The organism is Dokdonia ponticola, assembly GCF_042653865.1.
Taxonomy (GTDB): Bacteria; Bacteroidota; Bacteroidia; order Flavobacteriales; family Flavobacteriaceae; genus Dokdonia; species Dokdonia ponticola.
The window spans coordinates 148,133-173,970 of the sequence record NZ_JBHSFV010000006.1 but is presented as its reverse complement, the minus strand read 5'-3'; the positions used below and the strand labels follow the sequence as shown (position 1 = coordinate 173,970).

At 35.3% G+C, this 25,838-nt stretch carries 25 protein-coding genes; all 25 read left to right on the top strand.

Annotated features, from left to right (window positions below; all coding sequences use genetic code 11):
* Positions 1 to 193: 193 nt before the first annotated feature.
* The 25 genes from ACFO3O_RS11430 (at position 194) to ACFO3O_RS11310 (ending at position 25,699) form a co-directional block, all read left to right on the top strand.
* Positions 194 to 826 (top strand): LysE family translocator, encoded by a 633-nt coding sequence (locus ACFO3O_RS11430; RefSeq protein WP_379978863.1) that lies wholly within the window; start codon positions 194 to 196, stop codon positions 824 to 826.
* Between the two features lie 230 nt (positions 827 to 1,056).
* On the top strand, positions 1,057 to 1,881 hold the full coding sequence (locus ACFO3O_RS11425; RefSeq protein ID WP_379978861.1) for a class I SAM-dependent methyltransferase: 825 nt from the start codon (positions 1,057 to 1,059) through the stop codon (positions 1,879 to 1,881).
* Between the two features lie 162 nt (positions 1,882 to 2,043).
* Positions 2,044 to 2,778, top strand: coding sequence for a CPBP family intramembrane glutamic endopeptidase (locus tag ACFO3O_RS11420; RefSeq protein WP_379978859.1), 735 nt, complete (start codon positions 2,044 to 2,046; stop codon positions 2,776 to 2,778).
* Between the two features lie 156 nt (positions 2,779 to 2,934).
* Positions 2,935 to 3,435, top strand: coding sequence for a hypothetical protein (locus ACFO3O_RS11415; protein ID WP_379978857.1), 501 nt, complete (start codon positions 2,935 to 2,937; stop codon positions 3,433 to 3,435).
* 158 nt (positions 3,436 to 3,593) lie between these two features.
* Positions 3,594 to 3,989, top strand: coding sequence for an META domain-containing protein (locus ACFO3O_RS11410; RefSeq protein WP_379978855.1), 396 nt, complete (start codon positions 3,594 to 3,596; stop codon positions 3,987 to 3,989).
* A 146-nt stretch (positions 3,990 to 4,135) separates the two neighbouring features.
* The gene (locus tag ACFO3O_RS11405) at positions 4,136 to 4,534 is read left to right on the top strand and encodes a hypothetical protein (protein WP_379978853.1); all 399 of its coding nucleotides are present in this window, start codon (positions 4,136 to 4,138) and stop codon (positions 4,532 to 4,534) included.
* 10 nt (positions 4,535 to 4,544) lie between these two features.
* On the top strand, positions 4,545 to 5,024 hold the full coding sequence (locus ACFO3O_RS11400) for a hypothetical protein (protein WP_379978851.1): 480 nt from the start codon (positions 4,545 to 4,547) through the stop codon (positions 5,022 to 5,024).
* Positions 5,025 to 5,102: 78 nt separating this feature from the next.
* Positions 5,103 to 5,561 carry a hypothetical protein gene (locus tag ACFO3O_RS11395; protein ID WP_379978849.1) on the top strand — a complete coding sequence of 153 codons (459 nt, stop codon included), beginning with the start codon at positions 5,103 to 5,105 and terminating at the stop codon, positions 5,559 to 5,561.
* A 140-nt stretch (positions 5,562 to 5,701) separates the two neighbouring features.
* Positions 5,702 to 6,454, top strand: coding sequence for a hypothetical protein (locus tag ACFO3O_RS11390; protein WP_379978847.1), 753 nt, complete (start codon positions 5,702 to 5,704; stop codon positions 6,452 to 6,454).
* A 150-nt stretch (positions 6,455 to 6,604) separates the two neighbouring features.
* The gene (locus ACFO3O_RS11385; protein WP_379978845.1) at positions 6,605 to 6,952 is read left to right on the top strand and encodes a hypothetical protein; all 348 of its coding nucleotides are present in this window, start codon (positions 6,605 to 6,607) and stop codon (positions 6,950 to 6,952) included.
* Positions 6,953 to 6,973: 21 nt separating this feature from the next.
* Positions 6,974 to 7,387: a hypothetical protein gene (locus ACFO3O_RS11380; protein WP_379978843.1), complete on the top strand. Its 414-nt coding sequence runs from the start codon at positions 6,974 to 6,976 to the stop codon at positions 7,385 to 7,387.
* A gap of 151 nt (positions 7,388 to 7,538) precedes the next feature.
* Positions 7,539 to 8,525 carry a hypothetical protein gene (locus tag ACFO3O_RS11375; RefSeq protein ID WP_379978841.1) on the top strand — a complete coding sequence of 329 codons (987 nt, stop codon included), beginning with the start codon at positions 7,539 to 7,541 and terminating at the stop codon, positions 8,523 to 8,525.
* 161 nt (positions 8,526 to 8,686) lie between these two features.
* Positions 8,687 to 9,223 carry a hypothetical protein gene (locus ACFO3O_RS11370; RefSeq protein ID WP_379978839.1) on the top strand — a complete coding sequence of 179 codons (537 nt, stop codon included), beginning with the start codon at positions 8,687 to 8,689 and terminating at the stop codon, positions 9,221 to 9,223.
* On the top strand, positions 9,213 to 9,734 hold the full coding sequence (locus tag ACFO3O_RS11365) for a hypothetical protein (protein ID WP_379978837.1): 522 nt from the start codon (positions 9,213 to 9,215) through the stop codon (positions 9,732 to 9,734). Before ACFO3O_RS11370 ends, ACFO3O_RS11365 begins: the two co-directional genes overlap by 11 nt.
* Before the next feature lie 926 nt (positions 9,735 to 10,660).
* On the top strand, positions 10,661 to 12,145 hold the full coding sequence (locus ACFO3O_RS11360) for a proton-conducting transporter transmembrane domain-containing protein (protein WP_379978835.1): 1,485 nt from the start codon (positions 10,661 to 10,663) through the stop codon (positions 12,143 to 12,145).
* A complete protein-coding gene (locus ACFO3O_RS11355; RefSeq protein ID WP_379978833.1) occupies positions 12,145 to 14,538 on the top strand; it encodes a DUF2309 domain-containing protein in 2,394 nt (797 codons plus the stop codon). Before ACFO3O_RS11360 ends, ACFO3O_RS11355 begins: the two co-directional genes overlap by 1 nt.
* A 271-nt stretch (positions 14,539 to 14,809) precedes the next feature.
* The gene (locus tag ACFO3O_RS11350) at positions 14,810 to 16,027 is read left to right on the top strand and encodes a DUF418 domain-containing protein (protein WP_379978831.1); all 1,218 of its coding nucleotides are present in this window, start codon (positions 14,810 to 14,812) and stop codon (positions 16,025 to 16,027) included.
* A gap of 159 nt (positions 16,028 to 16,186) precedes the next feature.
* Positions 16,187 to 16,903: a VIT1/CCC1 transporter family protein gene (locus ACFO3O_RS11345; RefSeq protein WP_379978829.1), complete on the top strand. Its 717-nt coding sequence runs from the start codon at positions 16,187 to 16,189 to the stop codon at positions 16,901 to 16,903.
* A 248-nt stretch (positions 16,904 to 17,151) separates the two neighbouring features.
* Positions 17,152 to 18,270 (top strand): toxin-antitoxin system YwqK family antitoxin, encoded by a 1,119-nt coding sequence (locus tag ACFO3O_RS11340; protein WP_379978827.1) that lies wholly within the window; start codon positions 17,152 to 17,154, stop codon positions 18,268 to 18,270.
* 175 nt (positions 18,271 to 18,445) lie between these two features.
* On the top strand, positions 18,446 to 18,958 hold the full coding sequence (locus ACFO3O_RS11335) for a GNAT family N-acetyltransferase (protein WP_379978825.1): 513 nt from the start codon (positions 18,446 to 18,448) through the stop codon (positions 18,956 to 18,958).
* Positions 18,951 to 19,787, top strand: coding sequence for a sialate O-acetylesterase (locus tag ACFO3O_RS11330; RefSeq protein ID WP_379978823.1), 837 nt, complete (start codon positions 18,951 to 18,953; stop codon positions 19,785 to 19,787). Before ACFO3O_RS11335 ends, ACFO3O_RS11330 begins: the two co-directional genes overlap by 8 nt.
* A 422-nt stretch (positions 19,788 to 20,209) precedes the next feature.
* On the top strand, positions 20,210 to 20,764 hold the full coding sequence (locus tag ACFO3O_RS11325; RefSeq protein ID WP_379978821.1) for a hypothetical protein: 555 nt from the start codon (positions 20,210 to 20,212) through the stop codon (positions 20,762 to 20,764).
* 484 nt (positions 20,765 to 21,248) lie between these two features.
* A complete protein-coding gene (locus ACFO3O_RS11320; protein WP_379978819.1) occupies positions 21,249 to 22,916 on the top strand; it encodes a flavin monoamine oxidase family protein in 1,668 nt (555 codons plus the stop codon).
* Positions 22,917 to 22,997: 81 nt separating this feature from the next.
* Positions 22,998 to 24,062, top strand: a complete 1,065-nt coding sequence (locus ACFO3O_RS11315; RefSeq protein WP_379978817.1) for a heme-binding protein — start codon at positions 22,998 to 23,000, stop codon at positions 24,060 to 24,062.
* A gap of 422 nt (positions 24,063 to 24,484) precedes the next feature.
* Positions 24,485 to 25,699, top strand: coding sequence for a carboxypeptidase-like regulatory domain-containing protein (locus ACFO3O_RS11310; RefSeq protein ID WP_379978815.1), 1,215 nt, complete (start codon positions 24,485 to 24,487; stop codon positions 25,697 to 25,699).
* Positions 25,700 to 25,838 lie beyond the last annotated feature (139 nt).

The following is a 25,838-nucleotide window of genomic DNA, read 5'->3' as shown; positions in this document are numbered from 1 at the left end:
CTTAGGTTTTAAACGCCAAGGTTTGCGTATTTTTACGAAGTCGCCAAATCTTTGGGATTTCGCTTTGACACAAAAAAAGAAAAAACAAAATCAAAAGATTTCGCTACGTGCGTGGCGGAAAGCAAACGCTTGTTTGCTCCCGTACTGTTCATAGCTAAACCGTTGGCAACAATTAAAACAAACTAAGAAAATTATGTTCGGTATAATAAACTTTGAGGCTTTTTTAATAGCTGCATTAATAATGAATTTAACACCGGGAGCTGATACGATGTATATTCTTGGGAGAAGTATTGCTCAAGGAAAAAAGGCTGGAATTTTATCCGCACTGGGAATATCGACTGGAGCAATTTTTCATATTATTTTTGCAACGTTAGGATTATCAATCATACTTGCCAAATCTGCAACAGCTTTTGAAATAGTCAAATATTTGGGAGCAGCCTACTTGATATTTTTAGGACTCAAAACAATATTCAAAAAAGCAGATGGGAAACTTGAATTGAGTAATGAAAATGAAGTTGTGAATTATAGAAAAATTTACTTTTCTGGGGTTCTAACCAATATTCTGAATCCGAAAGTAGCATTATTCTTTCTTGCATTTTTACCGCAATTTATTGACCCAAATTATGTGCAAAGTTCACTTCCATTTTTAATTCTTGGAGTTACTTTTTTACTTACTGGAACAATTTGGTGTTTAATTTTAGCATTATTTGCTTCAAAACTATCTGACCGAATTAGAAAAAATTATAAAATAAAAATGTGGTTGGACAAAATAACTAGCGGAATTTTTGTTGCACTTGGAATAAAATTAGCATTAATGAAAAAATAACTGTTGCCAACACGGTGTATAAAACATAGCTAATAAGTGCTAAATCAAAAGGTTTATACCTATTTATGAAGACCGCCAAATTTTTAAATTTGGCTTTTAGAATAGAAAAATTAAAAATAAAACATAAAAATTCGGCTCTGTGTTAAACCGAAAAGTTAATGTGTTTTTACACGCTACGTTTCATACACAAGACCGTTGGCAACAATTAAAACATACGCACATCAAATTGAATGGAAAGTTTAAATAAAAGCATAGAAAATCATTATCTAAAAGAGGGACTTTATGAAGATATTATCAATCGTCTTAAAGAACAAAATATTGCTTTAGACAATGTAAAAAGGACTGATATTCAAGGTGCTGATGAGTTTCACGTTCGAGGAGCTACTGTATCTAAAGAACTTGCTAATAGTATTAACATTAACGGATTAAATGTTCTTGATGTAGGTTGTGGTTTAGGTGGACCTTGTAGAATGCTTGCAGATGATTACAATTGTCAAACTACTGGAATAGATTTAAGTAATGAATATATACGAACAGCTTCTAAACTATCTGAACTAGTTAATTTAGATAACAAAACAAATTTCATTCAAGGAGATGCTACTGAACTTCCATTTGATGACAAAACTTTTGATGTTGTTTGGACACAACACGTACAAATGAATATTCCAAACAAGAAAAAATTCTATTCAGAAATTAATAGAGTTTTGAAAACAGGTGGATATTTTTTGTTCTACGATATTTTAAGAAAGGAAAATGGTAAAGTTAATTATCCTATGCCTTGGGCTAGTTTAGCTGACCATAGCTTTTTATTCAAGGAAGAAGAAATGAATAGTTTTTTAAAAGAGCTTGGCTTAACTAAAGAACAGTTAAAAAACCAAACTCAAGCAGGAATAGATTTTTTTGACAAGTTTGTTACAAAGCTAAAAGTATCAGGACCACCAAAAATGGGACTGAATGTTTTAATGGGTGATACCACAAAATCGAAATTAATGAATCTATTGGCACATTTAAAAACTGGTGAACTAGAACTTATAAGCGGAGTATATAAAAAATAACAGTTGCCAACAACGTGTATAATTAATTGCTTTGGTCGTTGCCTATTTGGAAAATTCCTTCGGAATTTTCTCGCGTTCGTTTTTGTTTACTAAATTAGTTGCTTAAACACGCAACTAACCATACACAAAACCGTTAGGCATAATTTAAAACCAACCAAGTAAATGATAGGAATATTAGTAGCAATTGCCATTTCGTGGTTGCTTTTATATCTGATTGAAAAAAAGAATATTTTAGCATTAGGATTTCTTCCTATAACCAAAAGGTTGAAACAATTCTTAATCGGATTTTTTATTACAGGACTACTTTGTGTTCTTGACCAGTTTTTAGAATCTTATCTAAAATCATCAACTTGGGTTCTGAACGAAAACATTTCTGGCGGAATTATATTAAAATCATTTTGGTGGGATGTGAAATCAGTATTGACAGAAGAACTGATTTTTCGAGGTGCTTTGCTGTATATTCTTATTCAAAAAATTGGCTCAAATAAAAGTATATTGATTTCCGCAATTGCGTTCGGAATTTATCATTGGTTCTCATATGGAGTTTTAGGAAACGCAATGGCAATGATTTTAGTTTTTATCGGAACTGGATTAATGGGATATGCTTGGGCATTGGCATTCTCGAAAACCAAATCGATAATGCTACCCTTTGGACTTCATTTAGGCTGGAATTTTATTTACAACACTATATTTTCAAATGGTCCATTGGGAGAATTAATGCTAATTTCAAAAGGCGGAAATGAATTGACAGATTGGACTTCGCTTTTGAACTTTGTTAGCGGATTAGTAATAGTTCCGACTTTAGTGTTAATTTACGTAAAATATTTCGTGAAAGAAGAAACTGAATTGACAACTGGAATGAAAAAAACTATGCCTAACAACGTATATAAAAAATAGCGGTTTAGTCGCTTAATCAAAAGAAAATGAATAAATTAAAGGTCTGTTATAATCTAAAAAGTTAGTGGGTAAAATCCGCTACTTTTCATATACAAGACCGTTGTAACACATTTGAGAAAAACTAAAGACATACTGATTTTCGTATTTGCTATAATCGTGGTTTCGGCTTTAGCGTATGTGATTTTTTTATTTTTCTATGTTCAGAAGAGATACGCTGAAATCCCAACCGACCCAAAATCAATCTTTACGGAATCGAGATATTTATACGGAATATCGGATGACAATCTGAAACTTCGAACGGAATATTTACTCATAAAAACTGTACGCGACTCGATAATTAAATATGAATATAGAGGTACGACCGATTCTACTCGGAATTTAAAGGTAAGTTACTTAAACAAAAATCAGGAACTTCAGTTTGACTTTACAGAATATAAAAAATATGAATCCAAAGTAATACAGAGCAATTCGAATTCTGAAATTTGGTTTGACAAATACGAAATGACGGAACCTGTTATTGACGGAATGAGTCCAATTCTGTTCAATAAAGATTATGGAATCTTAGCTATTACGGGACCACTTGGACCTACTGCTTTTTTTATGGATAAACCGAATGATAGTTTACAAATAATGAAAATAAACAGAAAATTATACTGAATATAAAAACGTGTTACAACAACGTGTATAGCTCATTGCGGCTGAATTCCTAATCGGAATTCATTGCAATTTGCTATCTTTCGATTACGGCGGAAAATCCTCGCGGATTTCCCGCAACGAGCCATACACAAAAACGTTAGCACACATTTGAGAAAACTATGAGAATATTAATAATACTGACTTTAATTCTCGGAATTAATTCTTGCAAAGCACAATCCATATCGGAAAATGAACTAATTGGAAAATGGATTTTAGTTGCAGAAACCGACTCTTTTCCTGACGATATTGAGCCACTTACCGAAAATGACTCTGACTCGGAATCCGAATCTGACTCAAAAGCGGAATTGAAAGCTACTCTAACATTTAATAAAGACAAAACAATATTCATTAACCAAATGGGAAATGAATATAATGCAACTTATAAACTGACTGACTCTACTCTCACTCTTGGAAATCGGATTTATATTATTGTTCGACTTGATATAGAAAAGCTCATTTACAAAGTCAAAGACCATTTGTTTGATAAGAATTATGAATATAAAAAAGCGGAATAAAAAAACGTGTGCTAACAACGTGTAAAAATAATTGCTTGGTTCTAGCCTACTCGGAAAATCCTGCGGATTTTCCTCTGGTTCGTTCCTTTTTAGTAAGTTAGTTGCTTGCACACGCAACTATCCTTACACAAACCGTTAGCAACAATATGAACATACTCAGGAATTTATTTGGAAAGAAAATCAAAGAATCTGCTATAGATAAAGTTCATATAGACTCAAATAATATGGAACTGATTAATTTAGAGTTGTTTAAATCAAAAAACGCTAACGAAAGAATGAGAGATATAATGATTCTGGGAGATTCTGGGGATAAAAATTTATTTGAAATTCTTGAATACGCGATTATGAATGATACTGATTCTGGGGTAGTAATGGCAGGTTTGAAAAGAATCCCAAACTTTAAAGGAGATGAAAGAATAATACCTTTATTAGAAAAACTAAAAGATAAAACTGATATAAAAAAATACGAACCTTATTACTCAATGACTCTATTGAATTTAGGACTAATAAATGAAGATGAATTCAATAAAATATTTGAAGAATAAATATAGCTGAATGAAAGAACTAGAAAAATATAAATCTGAATTGATTGGCAAAAAGCTGATTAAAGTTCTTCATTCTGACCAAGGAGAAGGAATAGAAGATTTAAACGGACTTGGAAACGCATATTACTTCTCTACAGTTTTAGAACTTGAAAATGGAGAAAAATATCGATTTGCTAACGACTGGATTGACAAATGGGACGAATCGGAAAAACTAATGGAGGTCACCCACCTAAATTGGGGAATTAAAAAAAGTATAAGATTCAATAATTTAAAAATTTCGGACTTAATAATTGATGAACACAACGATGTTTACATAAAACTTGAAAATAACGTCCTTATTTATCATACAATAGACTACGGAGATAAACTATTTTTTGACAAATACTCTGAATTGTTTGACTCAAAAGGAAAGTTGAAAAATAAAAATACAGTTGCTAACAATGGCTATAATTCATTGTGGCAGCGAGTTAAAACAAATTTCAATCTATAAATCAATCGGCTGGTTTTTGGTGGAATAACCTTTTGGAGATTCCACAAGGAAATCATAGCCGAGACGTTGGCAATAATTATGAAAAACGTCCTGCAAATAATTTTAATTATTATTCCATTATTATCGAATGCACAATTTGACTTTGATGATAAGGATTGGGAGAATAAAACAATCGGATTCGGATGTGGAGTAGGTGGAAGTATGACAGACCTAACTGTGGAATTTCATTTCTTATTCTCAACTAAAGATTTTGACGGAATTAAGAAAAAGTTGGAATCAAAAATTCCTGGAGAAAAATTCTTAGCTTCATTTACACTTGAAAAACTTAAGAAAAAGAAAGAATTGGATTTGACCGAATCGGAACTTAAAAAAATAAATGAAATAAAAATGCTGACTGAATTAGTTCCTGTTTGCTCTGGTTGTACTTATTGGAAAACTGTACCGATAAATGAACTTTGGAATAAAAAACATCCTATTTATAAATCAGCAGAAAGCTGGTTTAAATTGTATTACAAAATGAATTATAAAAATAAATAACTATTGCCAACAATGTATAACTTCCATTGCTTCCGATTTTCCTTTCGGAAAATCTTTGCAAACGGAAAATGACGTGAATTTTAACTAGCTTAGTCAAAACGTTCCGCAACGGAACGTTATACAAAACCGTTGGCAATAATTTGATGAAAACCATTTATAAAATAATAATTTTAGTTTTGATTTTACAATCTTGTTCTTCTTCTCACAAAGAAAAAGACAAACTAATTGGAAATTGGAGCGTCGTAAACGGACTGAATGAATTTGAATTTTATCAGGATTCTCTAATTGTAAGTGAATGGGGAATGTCATACATTAACCAATGGGACATTGACAGTTCAAAATTATATCTTGAAACAATTAAAGGACTTGACAGTTTCGGAATTAAAACTAAAGAATTTGATTTTAGATTAAGTGAAAATCTGGATACACTCTTTATTAAAAAACTAACCGACAGCGTTTTTGGACCACCAATTTTGCGAATTAAAAATGCGTATGATTATCATCTGAAAAGATTACAATTAGTAATTGATTTGCCCTCTAAAACCAATTTGATTTCAAGCAACGAAAAAGGAACTGGATTAGATATTTACGTTGGATTTAGAGATGGAAAATTAATAGCGAAAACTGAAAGTGATAAAACTCGTGGATTAGATGAAATTAAGTATGAGACTTTTGCTTTTATAGCTTCACAAGAAACCGAATTAGATTCAACAAACTTTCAGTTCAATTTATTGATAGATAAAAGCATAAATAAAACGGAAATAGACTCAATAAAGAATATTTTACAATCAACAGGTTACAACAGAATGTTTAGAGTTTACAATAACAATAAAGTAGATTACCAAAACACGGATTGGAAAGATGACCTGAATTGGTTTGGTGTTTATGAATAAAAAACTATTGCCAACACCGTGTATAGCTCATTGCGGCTGAATTCCTAATCGGAATTCATTGCAAATTGCTATCTTTCGGTTACGGCGGAAAATTCTCGTGAATTTCCCGCAACAAGCCATACACAAACACGTTGTGGTTAATTTAAGAAAATGACGATAGAAGAATTAAAATCGAACATAAAATGGTGGGAATCCAAAAGATGGATTTATAATGTTGCCGTTGGAATTTTCGGAGTTTTTGGAATTTATGACGGACTTTCAAGAGGAGAATACTCTTGGACAATAGACGACACAATCGGAATTATTATTTGGGGAATTGGAGCAAATATTTTTTATTCATTAGGCATTTTATTGGAATTATTTGATTGGTATTACTTGAAAAATAAAATCGGAATTAAAAGGTTACGAATACTATTCTTTATAATCGGAATTTTATTTAGTTGCTTTTGGACTTTATGGTGTAGTTGGCTTTATTTCGCAAAACCGCATTTATGGTAAAAACAAATCAAAAAGTCTAAAATGAACGAAATCTATTTATCCAAAATAAATGAAGAGCAAAATCGAGAGGTTATTGTTGAAGGAGATGACCATTCTGTTTGGGCTTATGTCTTAAAACATTCGGAAGAAAGTATCGGAATTGAATTTGACGGATTTATATGTTCTCGTGGAACTCTTGTTGAAACAAGTAAAGAAATAAAAAACTATATCAATAACGCTATTTCTGCACCATTGATGAAAAGGTATTCGAATGAATTCTCTATCCAAAGAGAAATTGAGAATAAAGACATAGAAATTGATTGGAATGGAAACGAAATAAGTATAAAACTAAACGGAATTGATTTTCTGATTATGGATTTAAAAAACCGAAAATCTTACTCAAAATCAACATCTGAAAATGGCCCTTATGGAATTCCAATAACAGAAAAAAACTAACCACAACACCGTGTATAATTCATTGCTAGCTGAATAAGTGGATTTAAATTCCTACAGAAAAACAAAACTACTCCAAATTGAAAAAGCCGTAACTTAAAGCCCGCAACGAAACCATAGCCAAAACCGTTATGTGGCATTTAAAAAGACGACAATGAAGATAAATCTCATCATACTTTTTACACTTTTGACTTTGTTGTCCTGTCAATCACTGACAACGAATAATAAAGAAATTGAAATATCTTCAACTAATTCAACCAACTTTCAAGTTAGCTTCGACACACTAAATGTTTCGATTAACGGATACTTAAGAAAAGTTGTCCTGTTTCAAGACAATTTTTACGGGATGTTTGAGACAGGCCGAAAAAACACATCACGGAGATTTAAGAAAATGATAGTGTTCAGTCAAAATGGAGATTTCGTTGAAGACGTTTTTGTCCCACAAGAAATTCAAGGAATGCCACATTATGACTTGATAGTGCAGAATGACAGCTTATACGTGAAAGAATCCCAATTTGAAGAAATAAATCTACTGTTGGGTAAATATGTAGCTGACTTTAAACTGATCGAAACAAGAAATTTAAAATTTTACCAGGACGAACACTATGACATTTATTCAACTTGCAATGGCGAATGGGGCGGTACAATTTATTTCAAAGACAAGAAAACCAACGAAAGTTTTGAAGCTTCTTCAACTTGTCCAGTGGTCATTAACAAGATTGATGGAGAGTATTACGTAACTAATTATATGGGACATATGATGGGGTTTGCAAGTGTTTTGAAAATCAAAGACCCGTCAAAACTTGAAAAATCTGACTTAAAATTCGACCGACACGAAGGAAGCCGATTTGAAAAAGGTGTTGAAACGTTGTTAGATACAATGGACTTTTATATACTGACTTCATTTGTTGCCGACAAACAACTTTATCACCTTTACTCAGACGAAAATGCAACATACATAGGACAAATTGAAAATGGGAAAATAAAACCAATTCACAAATTTGACTTCATTTTTCACGCTCATTTCAATCAACATCTTGACAACGGAAAACAATTGTTGACTTGTAATTTTAAGGATAGTGAAAAAAGCGGAATACTAATAATTGACGGAAAAAAGTTTCAATTTTACCGACAGAAATGAATAAAAACGTCACATAACAGCGTATATAACTTATGGCGGGTAAAGTGGTTAATTCAAGTTTTGTGCTTTTAAGTAAGTTTGTTGCAAGCCGACAAAAAACTGCTTCGAAAACCGCCACAAGTCATATACGCAAACCGTTAGGCACAAGCTGAAAAAACCGAATGGCAAAAAAAATTGGAATTTTAATATTAATCGTAATTATCTCAATAATTCTCGCTTCGATTTACGGAATTTTACACAACCAGATTTCTTACTCTATCTCATCTGAATATTTTACGAAATTTAAATTTGACCAAATTGGAGAATGGTTACATCAAGTAGAAAACGAACGAATTGCAATCTCTTTTGTCGGATTTGTATCTACTTGGTGGTTCGGACTTTTACTCGGACTGATTATTGGAATCGTAGGAATGTTTCAGCCGAATTCCAAAATTATGTGGAAAAGTGGAATCGGAGCAATATTTCGGACTTTAGGAATAGCAATCGGAATTGGCCTCGTGGGAATTTTGGTTGGGAGGTTTCTAATCTCTAACTTAAATGCAAATTGGAATCTACCAGCTGAATTGATTGACCGAAAAAACTTTTTGACTGCTGGAACGATGCATAATTTCAGCTATTTTGGTGGAATAATCGGACTGATTTACGGAATAATATATCAACTAAAAATAAAAAAGCACCATAAGGAAAGTGAGAGATAAAAATAGAATTCCCAAAATACTAAATGAACTTGAACGGATTTGGAAAACTAACCCTGACTATAGATTGGGACAATTAATTGTTGTTGGGGCAAGTGCTGATAAACCAAACTCTGATGTCTTCAATATTGAAGATGAGGACCTATTAAACGGACTTTTAAAATTTGACAAAAGAGCCGAATTGCACAATGAAGAACCTAAAACTGTTCCTGATTGGAAAAGGTTTACGAATGTCAGCAGATTAGACCCAAAAGAATTGACAACCAAATTATTGGAAAAACTGATAGTTGAACTTAAAAATTCGGACAAAAAAATAGTCATTACGCCAATAAACCTAATGAAATTAAATGGAGCACCTGTTTCTGACCAAACTTGGTTGTTGAATCAAAAACCGAGAATTAAAAAGCTGAAAAAGTTATTGATTGAACTTAAAGAAAATGGATTGTTGAACGAGAGAAAGTCGAAACAAGATTTTCTTGGGATGAAGGAAGTTGGATATGACATTGTGGAGTAAAAGCCAGTGCCTAACACCGGTAACCGTTGCACAACCCTATAATTTTCTAAAAAGCAAGTGCCTATAAGACGTTTTAAGGGGATTTTATTTTCTATCCTACATCCTAAAAGTGAATTTTTAAGGAGCGTACAAATTCTTCTAGGTTAACTGATAACCTAATGCCCAATGATAAAACAGGTTTGGATAATTTCTAGTTATACGCCTTAGCCATTTTACGGCTAAGACTCGACTTCTTTTGAAGCGTTTTTACAAAAAAGTAACCTTTGAGATTCCTACAAGACGTTGTAAAAACCCTAGTGCGCGATTGTATCCCCTCCCGTCGTTCATCTGAGACATCTGTTGTCCCTAGAAAATCAAAAAATACTATGAAATACAGCATCTTACCCCCACTCTTACCTAACTCCATCACATTCCACACACAAACTTACACAACACATAATACCATAGTCCGATAGTTGTTTTTTTATCCTGTACAAATTGAGGTATGCTATTGTTTTCTTTCGCGAAAGCGGACACTTTTTTAACATCACCCCCACTCTTACTCAACTCCATCACATTCCACACACAAACCTACACAACACACAATACCATAGTCCGATAGTTGTTTTTCTTTCCTATGCGAATTAGGCGTATGCTATGATTTTCTTTTGCGAACTTGCCTACCAACAGGCAAGAGCGGATTTATTTTTAAACATCATATTCTACACGCTAACGTCTCTTACGCATTTACGAATACCCCTCTTACAACATATCTTATTTATAAAACATAACTTTTTCTTATGTATTACATAATTAATATAAATAAAAATTAATGATAAAAATATATAATCTTTGTACCCAGATAATTTAATACACCACAAAGAAGCTGTATCGAATTACAAATTTTAGGAATACAAAAACAACGTAAACTCACCAAAAACCTAAAAATGACACTTGACACCAACGTACAAGAAAACAAGAGGCAACACCTCAACACAAAAAGCAACAACCCCTCTATTTCTATTTCAAACCTCCTACCGCCTTTCTTATGGGTTCTATTTGTGGGAAACCTCGTAAACATTCTCTATTTTTTTCCAGAGATGCCACAATGGACCGACGGAAATCTACTACAGATCAATGGCTTCACGTATCTTATTTGGACAACCGTTAGTTTCTTCAGCGCTATTGTAAGCAGTTATGCTAAAAACTATCTTACAGGATTTATCTACAAGTCAAAATTTATGTGGCTTTGTCTTGGGTTTACACTCTCTGTAATGACACTCGTCATGGCAAATCACTTGGCACTCGTCATAGCTAGCTGGTTGCTTATGGGTGTCTTTATGTCTTTTTTAATAGGAGTCAACACAGAGTGGAAAGAAGCACAAGAAGCCTTTAAGTTCACCCTTCGCTACTTTCTAGCAGGAAGTCTTTGCTTGTCTATAGGTTTGCTACTATTAGCTTTCCAAAGTGATGCATTTACCTTAAGTGGCATTCTTAGCTCACTTGAAACCATCCCAGGTACTACCGTTTTTATTGCGGCGCTTTTTATCATTGTAGCCGCCTTAATCCAATCGGCGATTTATCCGTTCCACCGCTGGTTACTATCAGCCATGACCTCCCCAACCCCTGCGTCAGCACTCATGCATGCTGGCTTTGTGAATGGGTCCGGAATCTTACTAGCGTTATTCGCCTCCCTTCTTTATACGTCTAACGTATTACTTGACATCTTACTCATTATCGGCGGACTCACCGCCATCATCGCACAATTCACCAAACTGCTACAAGTCAACGTAAAACAAAAATTAGCCTGCTCTACCATCGCTCAAATGGGCTTTATGATCATGCAATGCGGCCTCGGCTTTTTCAATGCCGCGGTGGTTCACTTGATCCTACACGGGTTTTATAAAGCCTACCTTTTCTTATCGTCTGGAGAAGAAATTGCAGCCACAAAACCTCAAAATCCACCAGAAATTAGAATTAAACCTCTACAAGCGCTCGTCGTATTGATCTTCGGAATTCTCGGAGCAGGTCTTTTTGCCCTCTTCACTGGTAAAGGAACCCAACTCGATAGTGGTATCTTCTTAACCTTAATCGTAGCCATTACCGTAGGACAAGTAACCTATAATATTGTCAAAGAACAAAGGCTTTCGCTTTCGCGAAAAATCATACTGCCTCCTGTCCTTTTCTTTGCAGGAATAGGCATCTATGCCTTATTGTATAACGGAGTGACTCTGATGATGGCAGACATGCCATTGGTAGCCGAAGCCTTACCACTTTCTGTAGTACAAATTATTTTCGGAGTCATCTTCTTAATCGGTTTCTTTATCATGAAACTAGGCGTCTATCGAAAAATTCCTTGGCTCTATGTCAAGTTACTCAACCTTTCTCAACCTAATAAAAAATCCATCGTATTCTTCAAATCCAACGCATAATGACTAAGCAACACATTCAACATAGTATTCAAGAAGCATCCAACGTTATTGGAACCACTTGGCCCTTATATTCTTTTGTGACCTCTAATCCATTATCAGGCTATGAAAAACTCCCTTTTGAAAAGGCTGTAAATCACGCGAAAGAACTGCTCAACGCACGTGTTTTTCCAGAAGCATGGGTGTATAGACAAGCATGGGAACAAGGAGATATTGATGCAAATCAAGTACAAACGCTTTTAAAAACGCAAGGTTTTTCATACACACCAGAAGAATGTTTGAGCATCTTAGAAGCGCAAACTGTCAAAACCACTAAAAATGCCTATCACGACCTAGATAGAATCATGGTCAAATGGTTAGCTGCCTTTATGGATGAAGGACTGGCAGAGTGGACTATGCCAGGAAAAGAAAAAGGCTTTTATCAAGCATGGAGAAACTTAGCAGCGTATGACAGCGAATTAGGAATTAAAGCTCGTAAAGACATTCCTGCGACAGGTATAGAAGTTATAGAATCTCTAGAAGAAAGCGTTACAGAAGAAGATCTTACAAAACTATTCACTTTCCATCTAGCAGCCTTACCGGGATGGACAGGTTATATGAACCACAGAGCTTCATCAAACTCACTTTGGCAACAAAAATACCCTATCACGCTAGAAGACTATCTCGCCGTACGTTTGTACATAGCGCAACATCTTAAGATGCCACTTCTCCCAGAAGAGAAAAGCACTAAAAAAGAGGATACGGTAGCACAACTACAATATATCATGCTAAAAGCATGGGAAAAAAGCTGGCAAAATCAACTTATCGATACCTTAAAAAGTCAATCAAAATCCTCCAAAGAACAAGTCAACATCCCTACTCCAGATGCACAAATGGTCTTTTGTATCGATACGAGATCCGAATTAATTCGAAGAAATGTAGAATCCAAAGGAAATTACGAAACCTTTGGATACGCAGGTTTCTTTGGGATTGCTATGGACTACACGAGTATGGAAGATGGTTTGACCAGAAAATCATGCCCTCCGATTGTGTCTTCTGCTTACAATGTATGTGAAACTCCACAACAGAATACACATGAAAAACACAAAGCATATCAGCGTAAAATAGGAGAAAACAACTTCTGGCAATACTTCTTAAAACGAATGAAAAACATGTTGCCCTCTGCCTTTGGGTTTGTAGAAGGATCAGGTGTTTTTTACGGACTTGCAACGTTTGCACGCACCATCATTCCTGGGTATTCGTATAGACTAAAAACAAAAAACGCAACCGCTCACGAGGCGATTTACCAACCTAAAATCGAAGCAGTACACACACATACGCATGATGATACTGGAATTTCATTAGCTGAAAAAGTAGCCATCGTAAAGTCTGCCTTTGATCTAACTGGCTGGAAAAACTTTGCACCCATCGTGCTCTTTCTAGGACACGGAAGTCACTCTGCTAATAACCCTTTTGGTTCAAGCTTAGATTGTGGCGCCTGTGCTGCAAGCCCCGGGAGACATAATGCGCGTATGCTTGCCAAATTAGCCAACTTACCAGAAGTAAGACATGAACTCGCTGTAGAACATCAATTAGTTATTCCTACGAGTACAGTTTTTGTAGGAGCAGAACATAATACGACCACAGACGAAATTACCATTTTTGATACAGAAGTTCCAAGTTCCCACCAAGCACAACTTCACAAAGTAAAAGCAGACCTCAATAAAGCACAACAAACAGCTACACAAGAAAGACTAGGCCTAGTAAAGAATAGTGTTGCGGTGGCAGAAGAAAAAGCGAATAACTGGGGAGAAACAAGACCCGAATGGGGACTTGCAAAAAACGCAGGCTTTATCATCGCACCAAGAGAACTGACTAAAAATGTACACCTAGGGAGCCGTTGTTTCCTTCACTCCTACGATTGGAAAATGGACCCCCAAGGAAAAGCACTTGAAGGTATCTTACAAGGCCCAATGGTCGTAACACAATGGATTAATAATCACTACTACTTTTCAACCGTAGATAATGACACTTTTGGAGGAGGAACAAAAATCACACACAATATCACAGGGAAATTTGGTGTGGTACAAGGAAATGGAGGAGATCTTAAAATGGGACTTCCACTCCAATCGGTGAACCAAGCAGATAAAGAAATGTATCACCAACCTTTACGCCTTAGTGTTGTGGTAAATGCGCCTACACAAAGAGTACAGGAAATTCTTGAACGCAATAAACATCTTAAAACGTTACTAGACAATGAATGGATTTATCTTCTAGTGATGGATCCTTTACAAGAAAATAAAGTAACAAAATATCAGAAAAATATGAGATGGGATGCTGCTATACATCCAACAGTTGAAAAAGAAAAAACCACTGAACATGCAAATACACGAGCGTTGGAAGAAGTACTTTCTTAAAACCAAAGTAATTGCATACCCAAGAACCTTACAAGGTTGATCTTTCTTGTAAAACTCCAAAAAACTCCAGAACATCTGGAGTTTTTTTGTGGGTAATACAGACCTGTTTTTTCAAATAGCTTTCATTTTGAGTCTGCTACTTCGACAACGCGCAGCACAGGTTTAGCGCTTCTGCATCCCGGCAGGCAGGAGCGTGTATATATACTTAATAATAGATGTCATCAAAATTCATTGTATATTGAACTCACATCCATCAAATAATCAACCGAATATGACCACTTCAACATCACCAAGAATTGAAATCATTGATGCGCTACGTGGGTTTGCATTGGCAGGTATTTTAATTTGTCACCTAGTAGAGCAGTACCTTGGTGCTGGAGCACCACAAAGTCATGCAGAAGCTGTGAGCGTTGGGCTATCAGATCAAATTATAGAAGGTTTTATTGGTATTTTTATGAGAGGGAAGTTTCTCGCGTTATTTTCCTTTTTATTTGGTCTAAGTTTCTTTATTCAAATGGATAATGGAGCCAAAAAAGGTACCGCCTTTGGAGGTCGGTTTTTATGGCGATTGCTGTTGCTTCTCATTATTGGTTATGTGCATAGTCTGTTTTACAGAGGTGATATTTTAACCATATATGCCATGCTTGGAATCTTGCTGATTCCGTTTTTTAGACTATCCAATACATGGGTACTGGGCATTTCTGCTCTTTTATTTCTTGGATTGGGTAGATACATTATTTTCTATTTTACGCAAGGGGATCACCTATTTCTAGAGGTAAACCCTATGGATATGGAAAGTACGCACGTCTCTGATTACTATAACATCCTAAAAAATGGAAGCCTTTGGGACGTTTTTGCTACCAATAGCTGGGAGGGTCATCTTGATAAAATGAATTTCCAATATGGCTTCTTCGGGAGAGGATATTTTACGTTTGCTTTCTTTTTGGTTGGCTTGTACGTAGGGCGGTCAGGGTTTTTTAAACGCTTTCGCGAAAATCAAAAATTCACAAAAAAAGTACTTATCGGATCACTGATCCTGTTTGTTATCTCCCTCGGAATTACTGCTGGAGCCTTTATCAGTATGGGTACAGAGGTCAATATGAATAGCTGGGTAGCGATGATTGGACTCTCAGGGTATGATCTCAACAACGCATCTATGACCTTAATTTACTTAGTACTCTTTGTGATGTTATATCGCAAAGTACGACCCGAAAAATGGTTGGTCAAATTAGCCCCTTACGGACGAATGGCATTAACCAATTATATCCTACAAAGTATCATAGGTACCCTACTCCTCTACGGCTGGGGATTTGGTTTTTTAGGAGAAATTTCAAATACAGTCACCTTTTTAATGGCTATTGCACTTATTATTCTACAAGTTTGGGTGAGCAAAATCTGGTTACGTCACTTTGCCTATGGCCCCATCGAATGGCTATGGCGAAGTCTCACCTTTTTTAAGGTATTCCCGATGAGAAAGAAAAAGAGCTAGAAATGGCTTTTTTTCTTAAAACCATGTCGACAGCTCATTAGAAAAGTTTTAAAACCTGTTAAAAGTCATTAGTACACTAAAATTAATGATGTAACTTTACAGTAGACACTGTTCAAAACTGCCCTTATAACAAATGAATTCTGATTAAAAAAACAGATAATGGAAGCAGAAAAAGATCCTTTAGAAGATTATTTAGACAATCATTATATCCACAGGAGTAATTGGTTACGAGCTGCTGTGTTGGGAGCTAACGACGGAATTTTATCGACGGCGAGTATTGCCATTGGAGTTGCTGCGGCTAGTGATATGCGAGAACCTGTTGTTCTAGCCACCTTGGCTGGACTCGTTGCTGGCGCCTTATCAATGGCTGCGGGAGAGTATGTTTCTGTGAGTTCGCAAACAGATATAGAAAAAGCCGATATCGAGCGTGAGAAACAAGAACTTGAAGAAATGCCCGAAATCGAATTACAACGTCTTGCAGAAATTTATGAACAAAGAGGACTTACCAAAGAAACCGCGCTTACCGTAGCCAAAGAATTAACCGAGCATGATGCGTTAGGTGCCCATGTAAGAGACGAGTTAGGCATTAATGAGATAAGCCAAGCAAAACCTATGCAAGCTGCATTTGCTTCTGGAGCGGCTTTTACTTTAGGTGGATTACTTCCTTTTCTAGTAACCCTCTTTCTTCCATTGCAAAGCTTAGAATATACTTTGTATGGTTTTGGACTGTTCTTTCTAATGGTTTTAGGTGCAGTATCTGCAAAAACGGGAGGATCTAGCATCGGAAAAGCCATCCTCAGAATCACCTTCTGGGGTACTATAGCCATGGGACTCACTGCACTCGTTGGGTATTTATTTAATGTGAATATTGCTTAGCATCAGATTCAAGTCTGATCTATTACAAAATCATAGACGCTTCCAAATTGCTATATAGTTACCATCTTCTGTACTGTACTATCCTTTATTTGGCCATCTAGAAGGTGATTTCGCGTAAAGCGAAAAGCTAAAAAACATGAACCCAATACTAATTCTTATCATATTTATTGGTTTTTACTAGCAAAATCTGTTACTTACAGGATCAACTATCCCTCTATGTAGTACTTGTAACCATAAACACCTAAAAAATGAAGACTGTTATCTTTTTCCTTTTTTTAATTTTTCCATTACAGATTTTTGCTCAAAAATACCCGAAAAGTGAACAACTTAATTCGGCAAATTATTGGTTGGATTATCACTTTGAATCTAACTATGCAAATCTTGAATTAGATCCCTACAGTCATAAAATCAGTTTCACAACAACGATAAATGGCTACAAACAATATATTGATAAAGTCTACCTAGATATCACTGATAATGGAGGTTCTTGGAAAGGGGCTATTAATTTGAGAAAAGCAGTTTGGAAATCTTATGAAGATTATGAAGACGGTAGTTTATCTATGAAGTTTAACTCAGAGGGGTATATGACGCAGTATGTAAACTTTTTTTCGGACGGAACAGGAACTGCATACAAGTACAACGGAAACACCTATTCGGATAAACAAACCGTAGTAAGAAGTACTAGATTTGAAGGAAATACTACCTTAGAAAAGCCCTATTATAATATTAATAAAGTAAAACATGATGAAACGTATAAAATCCATTTTATCGATTATAATTACGAAGAGAACACCTATTCTATAGGTGATGAGGGAGGAAATATCGTTGCAACTTTGGACTTAGTTGATAGAGAGCCCAATGGAGATTTTGACTATACCTTATTTGGTATTAGAGAAGTGGGTACGTACAAAAAAGGACGTCTCAATGGAAAATACACCAAATACAATGCAGAAGGAATTATTCTTGAAGAAGGCATATTTAAGGACAGCGCTAGAGTAGGTACATGGTTAGAATTTGATGATGATTTTGAACTGTATGATCTTGTAGATGACCTCTGTACTGACTATGATCTTGATTTTTTAGATCGGTTAGATGAAGAGAAACATTTTAATCAATTTACATTAAACAAAGATCAAGATATTTTGGGAACCGTCAATATGACGTATAAGACTGGAGAAAAGTTAGGCTATTATAGTTACGATGAAGATAACGACAATGTATATGGCACTTTTGAACTGTTTTATAAAAATGGAAACACCTTCGCAAAGGGAAAATATTCAAGAAATGGAGAATTAAAAAGTGTTGCACTGTATAAAGAAACTGGAGAAGAACTAACGATTGATGCTTCTCAATATGAAGATGATTAGTGCAGGGATTCTAATTATTCTGTATACGCTTTCGCGAAAAGCGCCCCAGAAACATTTGAATTTTGCAGCGAGAAATAGAATGATGTATGCCTTTAAGCTACCAAAAGCCATCAGTTTTATGCACTTTTTGGTGTTTTTAGAGCGAGATTGATAGAATACTTTATTAAAAAAAACATTGAATACCCTAAAAATCAACATAAGACCGCTCAAAATAACCGATGCTTCGCAATTAGCAACACTCGCTAATAATAAAAAGATATGGGATAATTTGAGAGACTATATCCCCTACCCTTATGATGAAAAAGACGCAGAAGATTTCATCAACCTCACCAAAAATGAACATCCCAAACAAAACTTTGGTATTGAATATCATAGAGAACTATGTGGCGTTATTAGTTTACATATCCAAACAGATGTGTATCGAAAATCGGCTGAAATTGGGTATTGGATTGGTGAACCTTATTGGGGCAAAGGCATTGCTACAGAAGCTATCAAATTAATCACCACTTATGGTTTTGACCAACTTGGGTTAGTTAGAATTCATGCAGGTGTATTTGAATATAATACGGCTTCTATGATCGTGCTCGAAAAAAATGGATATAAGAAAGAAGGAATATCTAAAAAAGCTATCTGTAAGAATGGACGCGTATATGACGAACACAGATACTACAAACTAAGTCATGAATAAAAAGACACTTATCGTAAGAAACATAATAATCATAGGCTTCATGCTATCTACTATCAATGGATTTGCACAAGACCCTAATTTTCATATCTATCTCTGTTTTGGGCAATCCAACATGGAAGGTCAAGGCGTCATCGAAGAACAAGATCGTACGGTAGATCCTCGTTTTCAAGTATTGCAATCATTGGATTGTCCACGTTTAGAACGAACAAAACAAACTTGGCATCCTGCTATACCTCCTTTATCTCAATGTGAGTCGGGCCTTTCCCCCGCTGATTATTTTGGGAGAACACTTGTCAAAAAACTTCCTGACAGTATCAAAGTAGGCGTTATTAATGTGGCAGTAGGTGGTTGTGACATCCGATTATTTGATAAAGATATTTATACTGCGCACGATTCGACCTATACAGAAGATTGGTTTACAAATAAAGTAAAAGCCTACGGCGGAAATCCCTATGCTCACCTCCTACAGCTTGCCAAGCGTGCACAACAGGATGGAGTCATTAAAGGGATTCTGTTGCACCAAGGAGAAACCAATACCGGAGATACGCAATGGCCTTCATACGTCAAAAAGGTGTATGACGATATCTTAACTGACCTTTCACTACCTGCTAATTCAATTCCACTACTGGCGGGAGAGTTGGTCTCAATTCCTGATAGTTGCTGTGATCGCATGAACCCTATTATTAATACCCTTCCCGATGTTCTCCCAAATGCTTATGTGATTTCATCAACGGGTTGTACAGCACAAGATAATGCTCATTTTGATGCGGCAGGCTACCGAGAACTCGGGAGACGATATGCGATACAGATGCTTAGCTTGTATGAGTAAGTGCGCTATTTTATGTAAGTAAATACATCTTTCTAATGAAGTTTAGCCTATATCCATATCATCCAAAATATACTGCTATTGTAATTTTCACTCTTTGTTTAGTGGGAATGTTAACTGCCAAGTATATACAAGTCTTCCGTATTTCAAATTACAATTGGATATATGTATATGGGAGTTTCATTTCATTTGTACTTATAACGATTATGGTGGGATGTTCCTTTCTGCATCCCTTTATGGTCATAAGTGATCATAAAAAAGAATGGAAAAAAAACTTGATTTGGATTTTTATGGGTTTAATTCCGTTTTTATATTTTGCAATCTCAATAGCGTTCTTTTAACAAAAGAATACAGGTAGTTGAACAACACCCAGCATTTTAATGGTATATTTGTACACTAAAAATGAGCACCTTAAATAAATAAGAATGAAAAAACTACTATACATAGTCGCATTCGTCCTCATTTTTTCTTGTGAAAGCAATGATGACACTCCCGAAAATCAATTGTCTGCATTAACCACTTTAGAGAGTCAAGATGGGCTCTCATACACAGAGAGTATCGATGCATGGAATGCATTAAAAACTAACAATGGGACTTCATATACCTATCAAACGACAGTGGTCTCCTTTACGGGCTTTGGGAGTATCACAGAACTTACAATCTCCAATAACGTGGTGACTAGCCGAATTTACCAAGAATTCAGTACCGACCAAATGACTGGTGAAAGGGACATCATTGATTCCTTTACTGAAACAGGTTCTCAGCTTGGAACTCATCCAAAAGGTGCCACTCCATTGACGATTGACCAATTATATACTACCTGTGCTGCGGATTATTTAATAGTCGATGAAACTGAAAACACCCTCTATTTCCAAACCGCTACCAACGGTCTCATGACCTTGTGTGGCTTCTTTCCAAACAATTGTGCTGATGACTGTTTTGAAGGTATCACCATAAGCGCCTTTGATTGGGTGAATTAAAATAAGCTTCTTCAGGTATTACAAATAATACCAATTTAATTTTATAATACCGTGTTCAAGGCGTAGTTATTTTTATTCTTAAGACGCTACAATTGTATTGCATAGCCTTAGCTACGGAATATATGAGTAAGGAATTTAGAATGAAAAAGAACAAACTGACATCGCAACATTTTATGATTAAATTGGTATAAGTACTCCACCAAGATATTTCTTTTATACGCTTTCGCGAAAGCGGTCTCTTCACATATAAACGTTTTTAAGGAAGAAACAGGTGAAAATAAAGTAAAGCAGTACGCTATCTCGTTTTAAAATAATTAAATGCCTCTGTGGGATATGAAAACCCATTGATTTAAGAATCAAGTATATCTACCTAAAAAAAACTCAATAACAAACAGTACTTTGCAATTCTTTTATTGAATACTATCGGCATAAATGTCAAAAAGTAGTATGAAATAAATACTCAAACTAACCAAAGAATCCCTTTATGAAAAACATTGCAAAAAAATCAGATATTATTATTGTTGGGGCAGGTGTCTCAGGTTTATATGCCGCTTGGCGTCTTCTTAGACAAGATCCAAAACGTAAAATTACAATCCTAGAAAGATTAGACAGAACAGGCGGTAGACTAGATACCGACCTTATCAATATAAAGAGTCAGGACGGAAAAATAGTAGATGTAAGAGATGAGGAAGGTGGGATGCGTTTTACCTATGAAATGACCGAACTTATGTCCTTATTTTATGGGTTACAACTGTGTGACGAAATCGTAGATTTTCCCATGACTACCAATCGTTTTTTTGTACGAGGAAAAAGCTTTACTGCAGATGAAGCAGCCGCAAATAACAATGCGATTTGGGGAGAATTATATGACTTAGCACCCGCTGAGCAAAACCAAAGCCCTGGCACTATTCTAGCCGTTATATACAACCGAATTTTAAAAGCCAATGGTGTTGACACAGCTCCAGAAAATCCAACGCCAGAGTTTTGGCAAGAATTCCGCTTAGACTTTACTTGGAATGGCATCCCCCTCAACCAATGGCAAATGGGAGGATTATTTTCTGACATGGGCTACTCGGAAGAGTGTCTTAAAATGATGGTGGATACGGTAGGGTTTCAAGCACCTTTTTTATCTACAGTAAGTGCGGGAGAAGCATGGCAAATCCTAGAAGATTTTCCAAAAAATCCACATTACCACACCTTCAAATATGGATTTAGTACCCTTACAGATACCCTAAGAGACGAGGTCAAAAAAATGGGAGGCGAAATACATCTTAATATAAACGTGAATAGTATTTCAAAAACCAAAGATGATGAGTATCAATTAGAAATTAGTAAAACGAAATCTAATGATAAAAACTTCCCGTATGAAGGTAAAAATGAAAAGATCAAAGGGGACAAAGTGATCCTAGCCATTGCGAGTAACGCGATGCAGCGATTATTTGTTGATTCCCCTGTTTTTAGAGAAGCAAAAAATGCAAAGCAGATTTGGGAAGATGTGCATTCTATTGTAAATATGCGCTTATTAAAAATCAACTTATATTTTGAAAAACCATGGTGGCGAGATGGAGATACAGGACAACCAGCAATAGATTTTGGCCCATCTTTTACTGATCTACCCATCAATGCAGTGTATCCTTTCTATCCTGTTGATGGTCCATCAAATGATAATCCTGCGGCATTGACCATCTACTGCGATTATAATAATACCAACTATTGGCAAGGATTACAAAATGTAGGGCCCTTGTTTACTTCTAAACTTCAAAAAGAACACAGTAAAGATCCTCAAGTACTATTTGCTGCTTCACAAGCTGTGGTAGATGAGGCTATTAAACAATTTAAGCAATTATTCAAGACACATGTGGTACCACAACCAGTAATGACAAGCTATCGTAACTGGGATGGGGAAGATAATTTTGGGTATGCATACCATCAATGGGGATTAAACACAAATGATAGAGAGGTCACCAAAAGAATGATCAAACCTGTTCATGACGAAGCTATTTACACCTGTAATGAAGCTTGGTCTGACATGCAAGGTTGGGTAAATGGATCATTACGATCTACCGATTTAGTCTTAGCCGAATTTGGTTTGCAAAAAATAAATGAAGAATTTCATGGATGCCCAAATCCAAATCCTAACTGCGCATCATAAAACATCATATATACTAACGGCTCACACAATAGAGCTTTTTAGCTTTTTAGTTTAAAAAAATAACAACCAAAACACCTTATTATGTCAAATCCAATTCCTAAAACCACCGACCCTCTTGTTACTACTCCCGAAATACCCGCTGTTGGACAACCCATCAAAAATGGGTTGGGTCAATTAATTCATTTAGTAGGTACCTGGAATAGCGTACCCGACGGTGAATTCAGCTGGAATACCATGCCATTACCACAAGACGATGTTCACGACGGATTTATTCTTAAAAACTTCCCTTATTTAGAAGAAATTAGTTTTGCTGAAATTCCTGGAACAGCGCCAAATCGTGGAAGCGGTTTTACTCAAGTCGCAAACACACTTTTTTATGAGCAAAGAGTCTATTTCTCTCCTTCATCTGGAGGGATGTTTCCCGTGCCACCAAGTGCAGAATATACATTGGTTCATGCTGAAAACGGTTCTTGGTTATTTTTAGATGTAGATCGTCAATTCTCTGGAGCATTTCCTCCAGATGGATCAGCACCAGTGCCACTTCCTGATGGTGTCACTTCCTTGCCCGTACAAGATCCCAATGTGACTATTGTAAAACAAATGTCTGTACCGCACGGGAATTCCATTTTAGCTACTGGAAAAGTGACACCTCCAGCCGAATTCCCCGTAAACCCACCTCCTATTGTCTCACCAGACAATCCAGGTACCCCAAAACTTTCTACAATCGCTGGCGTCCCATCTATTCCACAATTAAATGCGATCCCTAATTTTGAGGGTGCACCCTATGGTGCTAGCAAGTATGGTGCATCAGTCATTAAAGATGGTGTTGAAACAAATGCAAACATCAATACAAATATTAAGTTAGTTCATTATTTGAAAGCTAATCCACCAAAAAATTACATTCATTTTAAAGTATCTGCACCTGCACCTAGAATCACAAATATTACATTTGAGACAAAGCATGCGCTGGTAAATTCGTATGATATGGAAATCTGGTTATTAAACCCCGGGACTCCTGAAATGGCTTTAATGTATTACCAAAACATAGGCATGTCTATGACCTTATCATCATCGACCGCTACGGGAACTAAAGTAATTACATTCCCACATACCACAAGTAATGTAGTTGTGCCTGTAAAATCATAGTGTAGGTACAACAGATTAAAATAAACCCTTGAATTCATAGTAGATTCAGGGGTTTCCTTTTGGTATCCCTATATGCACTGCAAGAAATATAATACCATTTACCAATTGAATTTACTGTAATAAAACACCCTTTTTTCCTTTCTATTTCACAAGAAAAAAGAAACCGTAGCTTAGGCTATGCTTTAGTTTTCTTTCTCATATAAAGAAAAAAATCATCCTTTTCTTTTCCAGTAAATTCAATTAATAACTGGTATAAGCGTGTATAGTTTATCACTTTCTTTATTTTTTTCGCTTAAAGCGAAATAATATACTTGCTCAAAATCAGTACTTTTACAAAAACAGAGACCATTAACAGAATTATATGATCATTAAAAAAAAGCGACAATATAGTAACAAAACTGTACCCTATTCGTCATAAAAACATGAATAAATTTTTTCTCTTTTTTCTTTCTGTTAGTATCCTACTATCATCAATAGCATCACTCGCTCAAAATGATTATAAAACTATTTCGGGATACGTTTTAGACAAAGAAACAAATGAACCTATTGTATTTGCATCCATATATTTAAAGGGACAAGGAATAGGAACTACGTCAAATAACGAAGGCTATTTTAGGTTTCACATTCCGTCCCATCGTGAAGTAAACACTATTGTCATATCAATCATTGGATATGAATCTCTTGAAAAAAATGCCAATGATTTTATAGCTAATCAAAACATATATTTAAATTCGACCACCACAAGTCTAGACGAAGTAGTGATTACATCTACCAAAGAAAAAGAATTAACTGCGAAGCAAATCATCAAAAAAGCATATCAAGAAATTAAAAATAATTACCCTTCAGAACCCTATATTCTTGAAGGATTTGTAAGAGATTTACAAAAAGAGGATGAAGCGTATGTCGCTTATTTAGAATGTGCTACAAAATTTTTATACAAAGGGATTACAACCAGAAAAGAACCTGAGGTGGAATTACTTGCGGTACGAACAAATTATTTAGCACCACAACATCCTTGGAATGAAAATTCAGAACGTAAAAATTCAATTATAGATTTAGTAGAAGATGAATTTATAAGATTTGACTACGGCCCCATAAAAGGAAAAAGTTCTTGGAAGTATGAAATAGAGGATATCGTACCCTATCAAAATGGGATGGTCTATCAAATAGAAGGAACTGACAAACCTTTCCAAAACGCTACATTATATATTGATACAGAAACATTTGCCTTTATCAAAATAGAGCTCACAAGACAACCAAAAAATAATAGATATTGGCGAGATAGGTTTACTAATGGAGCACAACAAGCATCCTATCATGTTATTTTTGAGTATCAAGAATACAAAGGGAAAATGTATTTAAAATATCAAAAAGAAGAAGATGCTTGGATCATATATGATGGACTAACGTCTAAGAAAGTACTTTTCACTAAATATCCTAAAAAAGAGCTATTCATAAATAAAATAATTACTGATAATGTCGCAAGTTATCCGTTTAAGAGAAATATGGATATCAGTGCTAGTATAGAAAATCAATCAGAAACAGATCATCCTGATTTTTGGAATTCCTATAATATCCCCCAACAAACAGAAGCTCAAAGTAAGATTCTAAAAGAACTAAAAAATAGAACAGATTAATGCTATCATCACAACTTTTTGTAGTTAGTTGCTAACAAATAACTGACGACCTGAGATGTATGGTTTTTTTATTTTTTTTGACTTAAAGCGAAATAACATACCCACATTCAAACAGCTTGGTTCGTAGCTATACAATAGC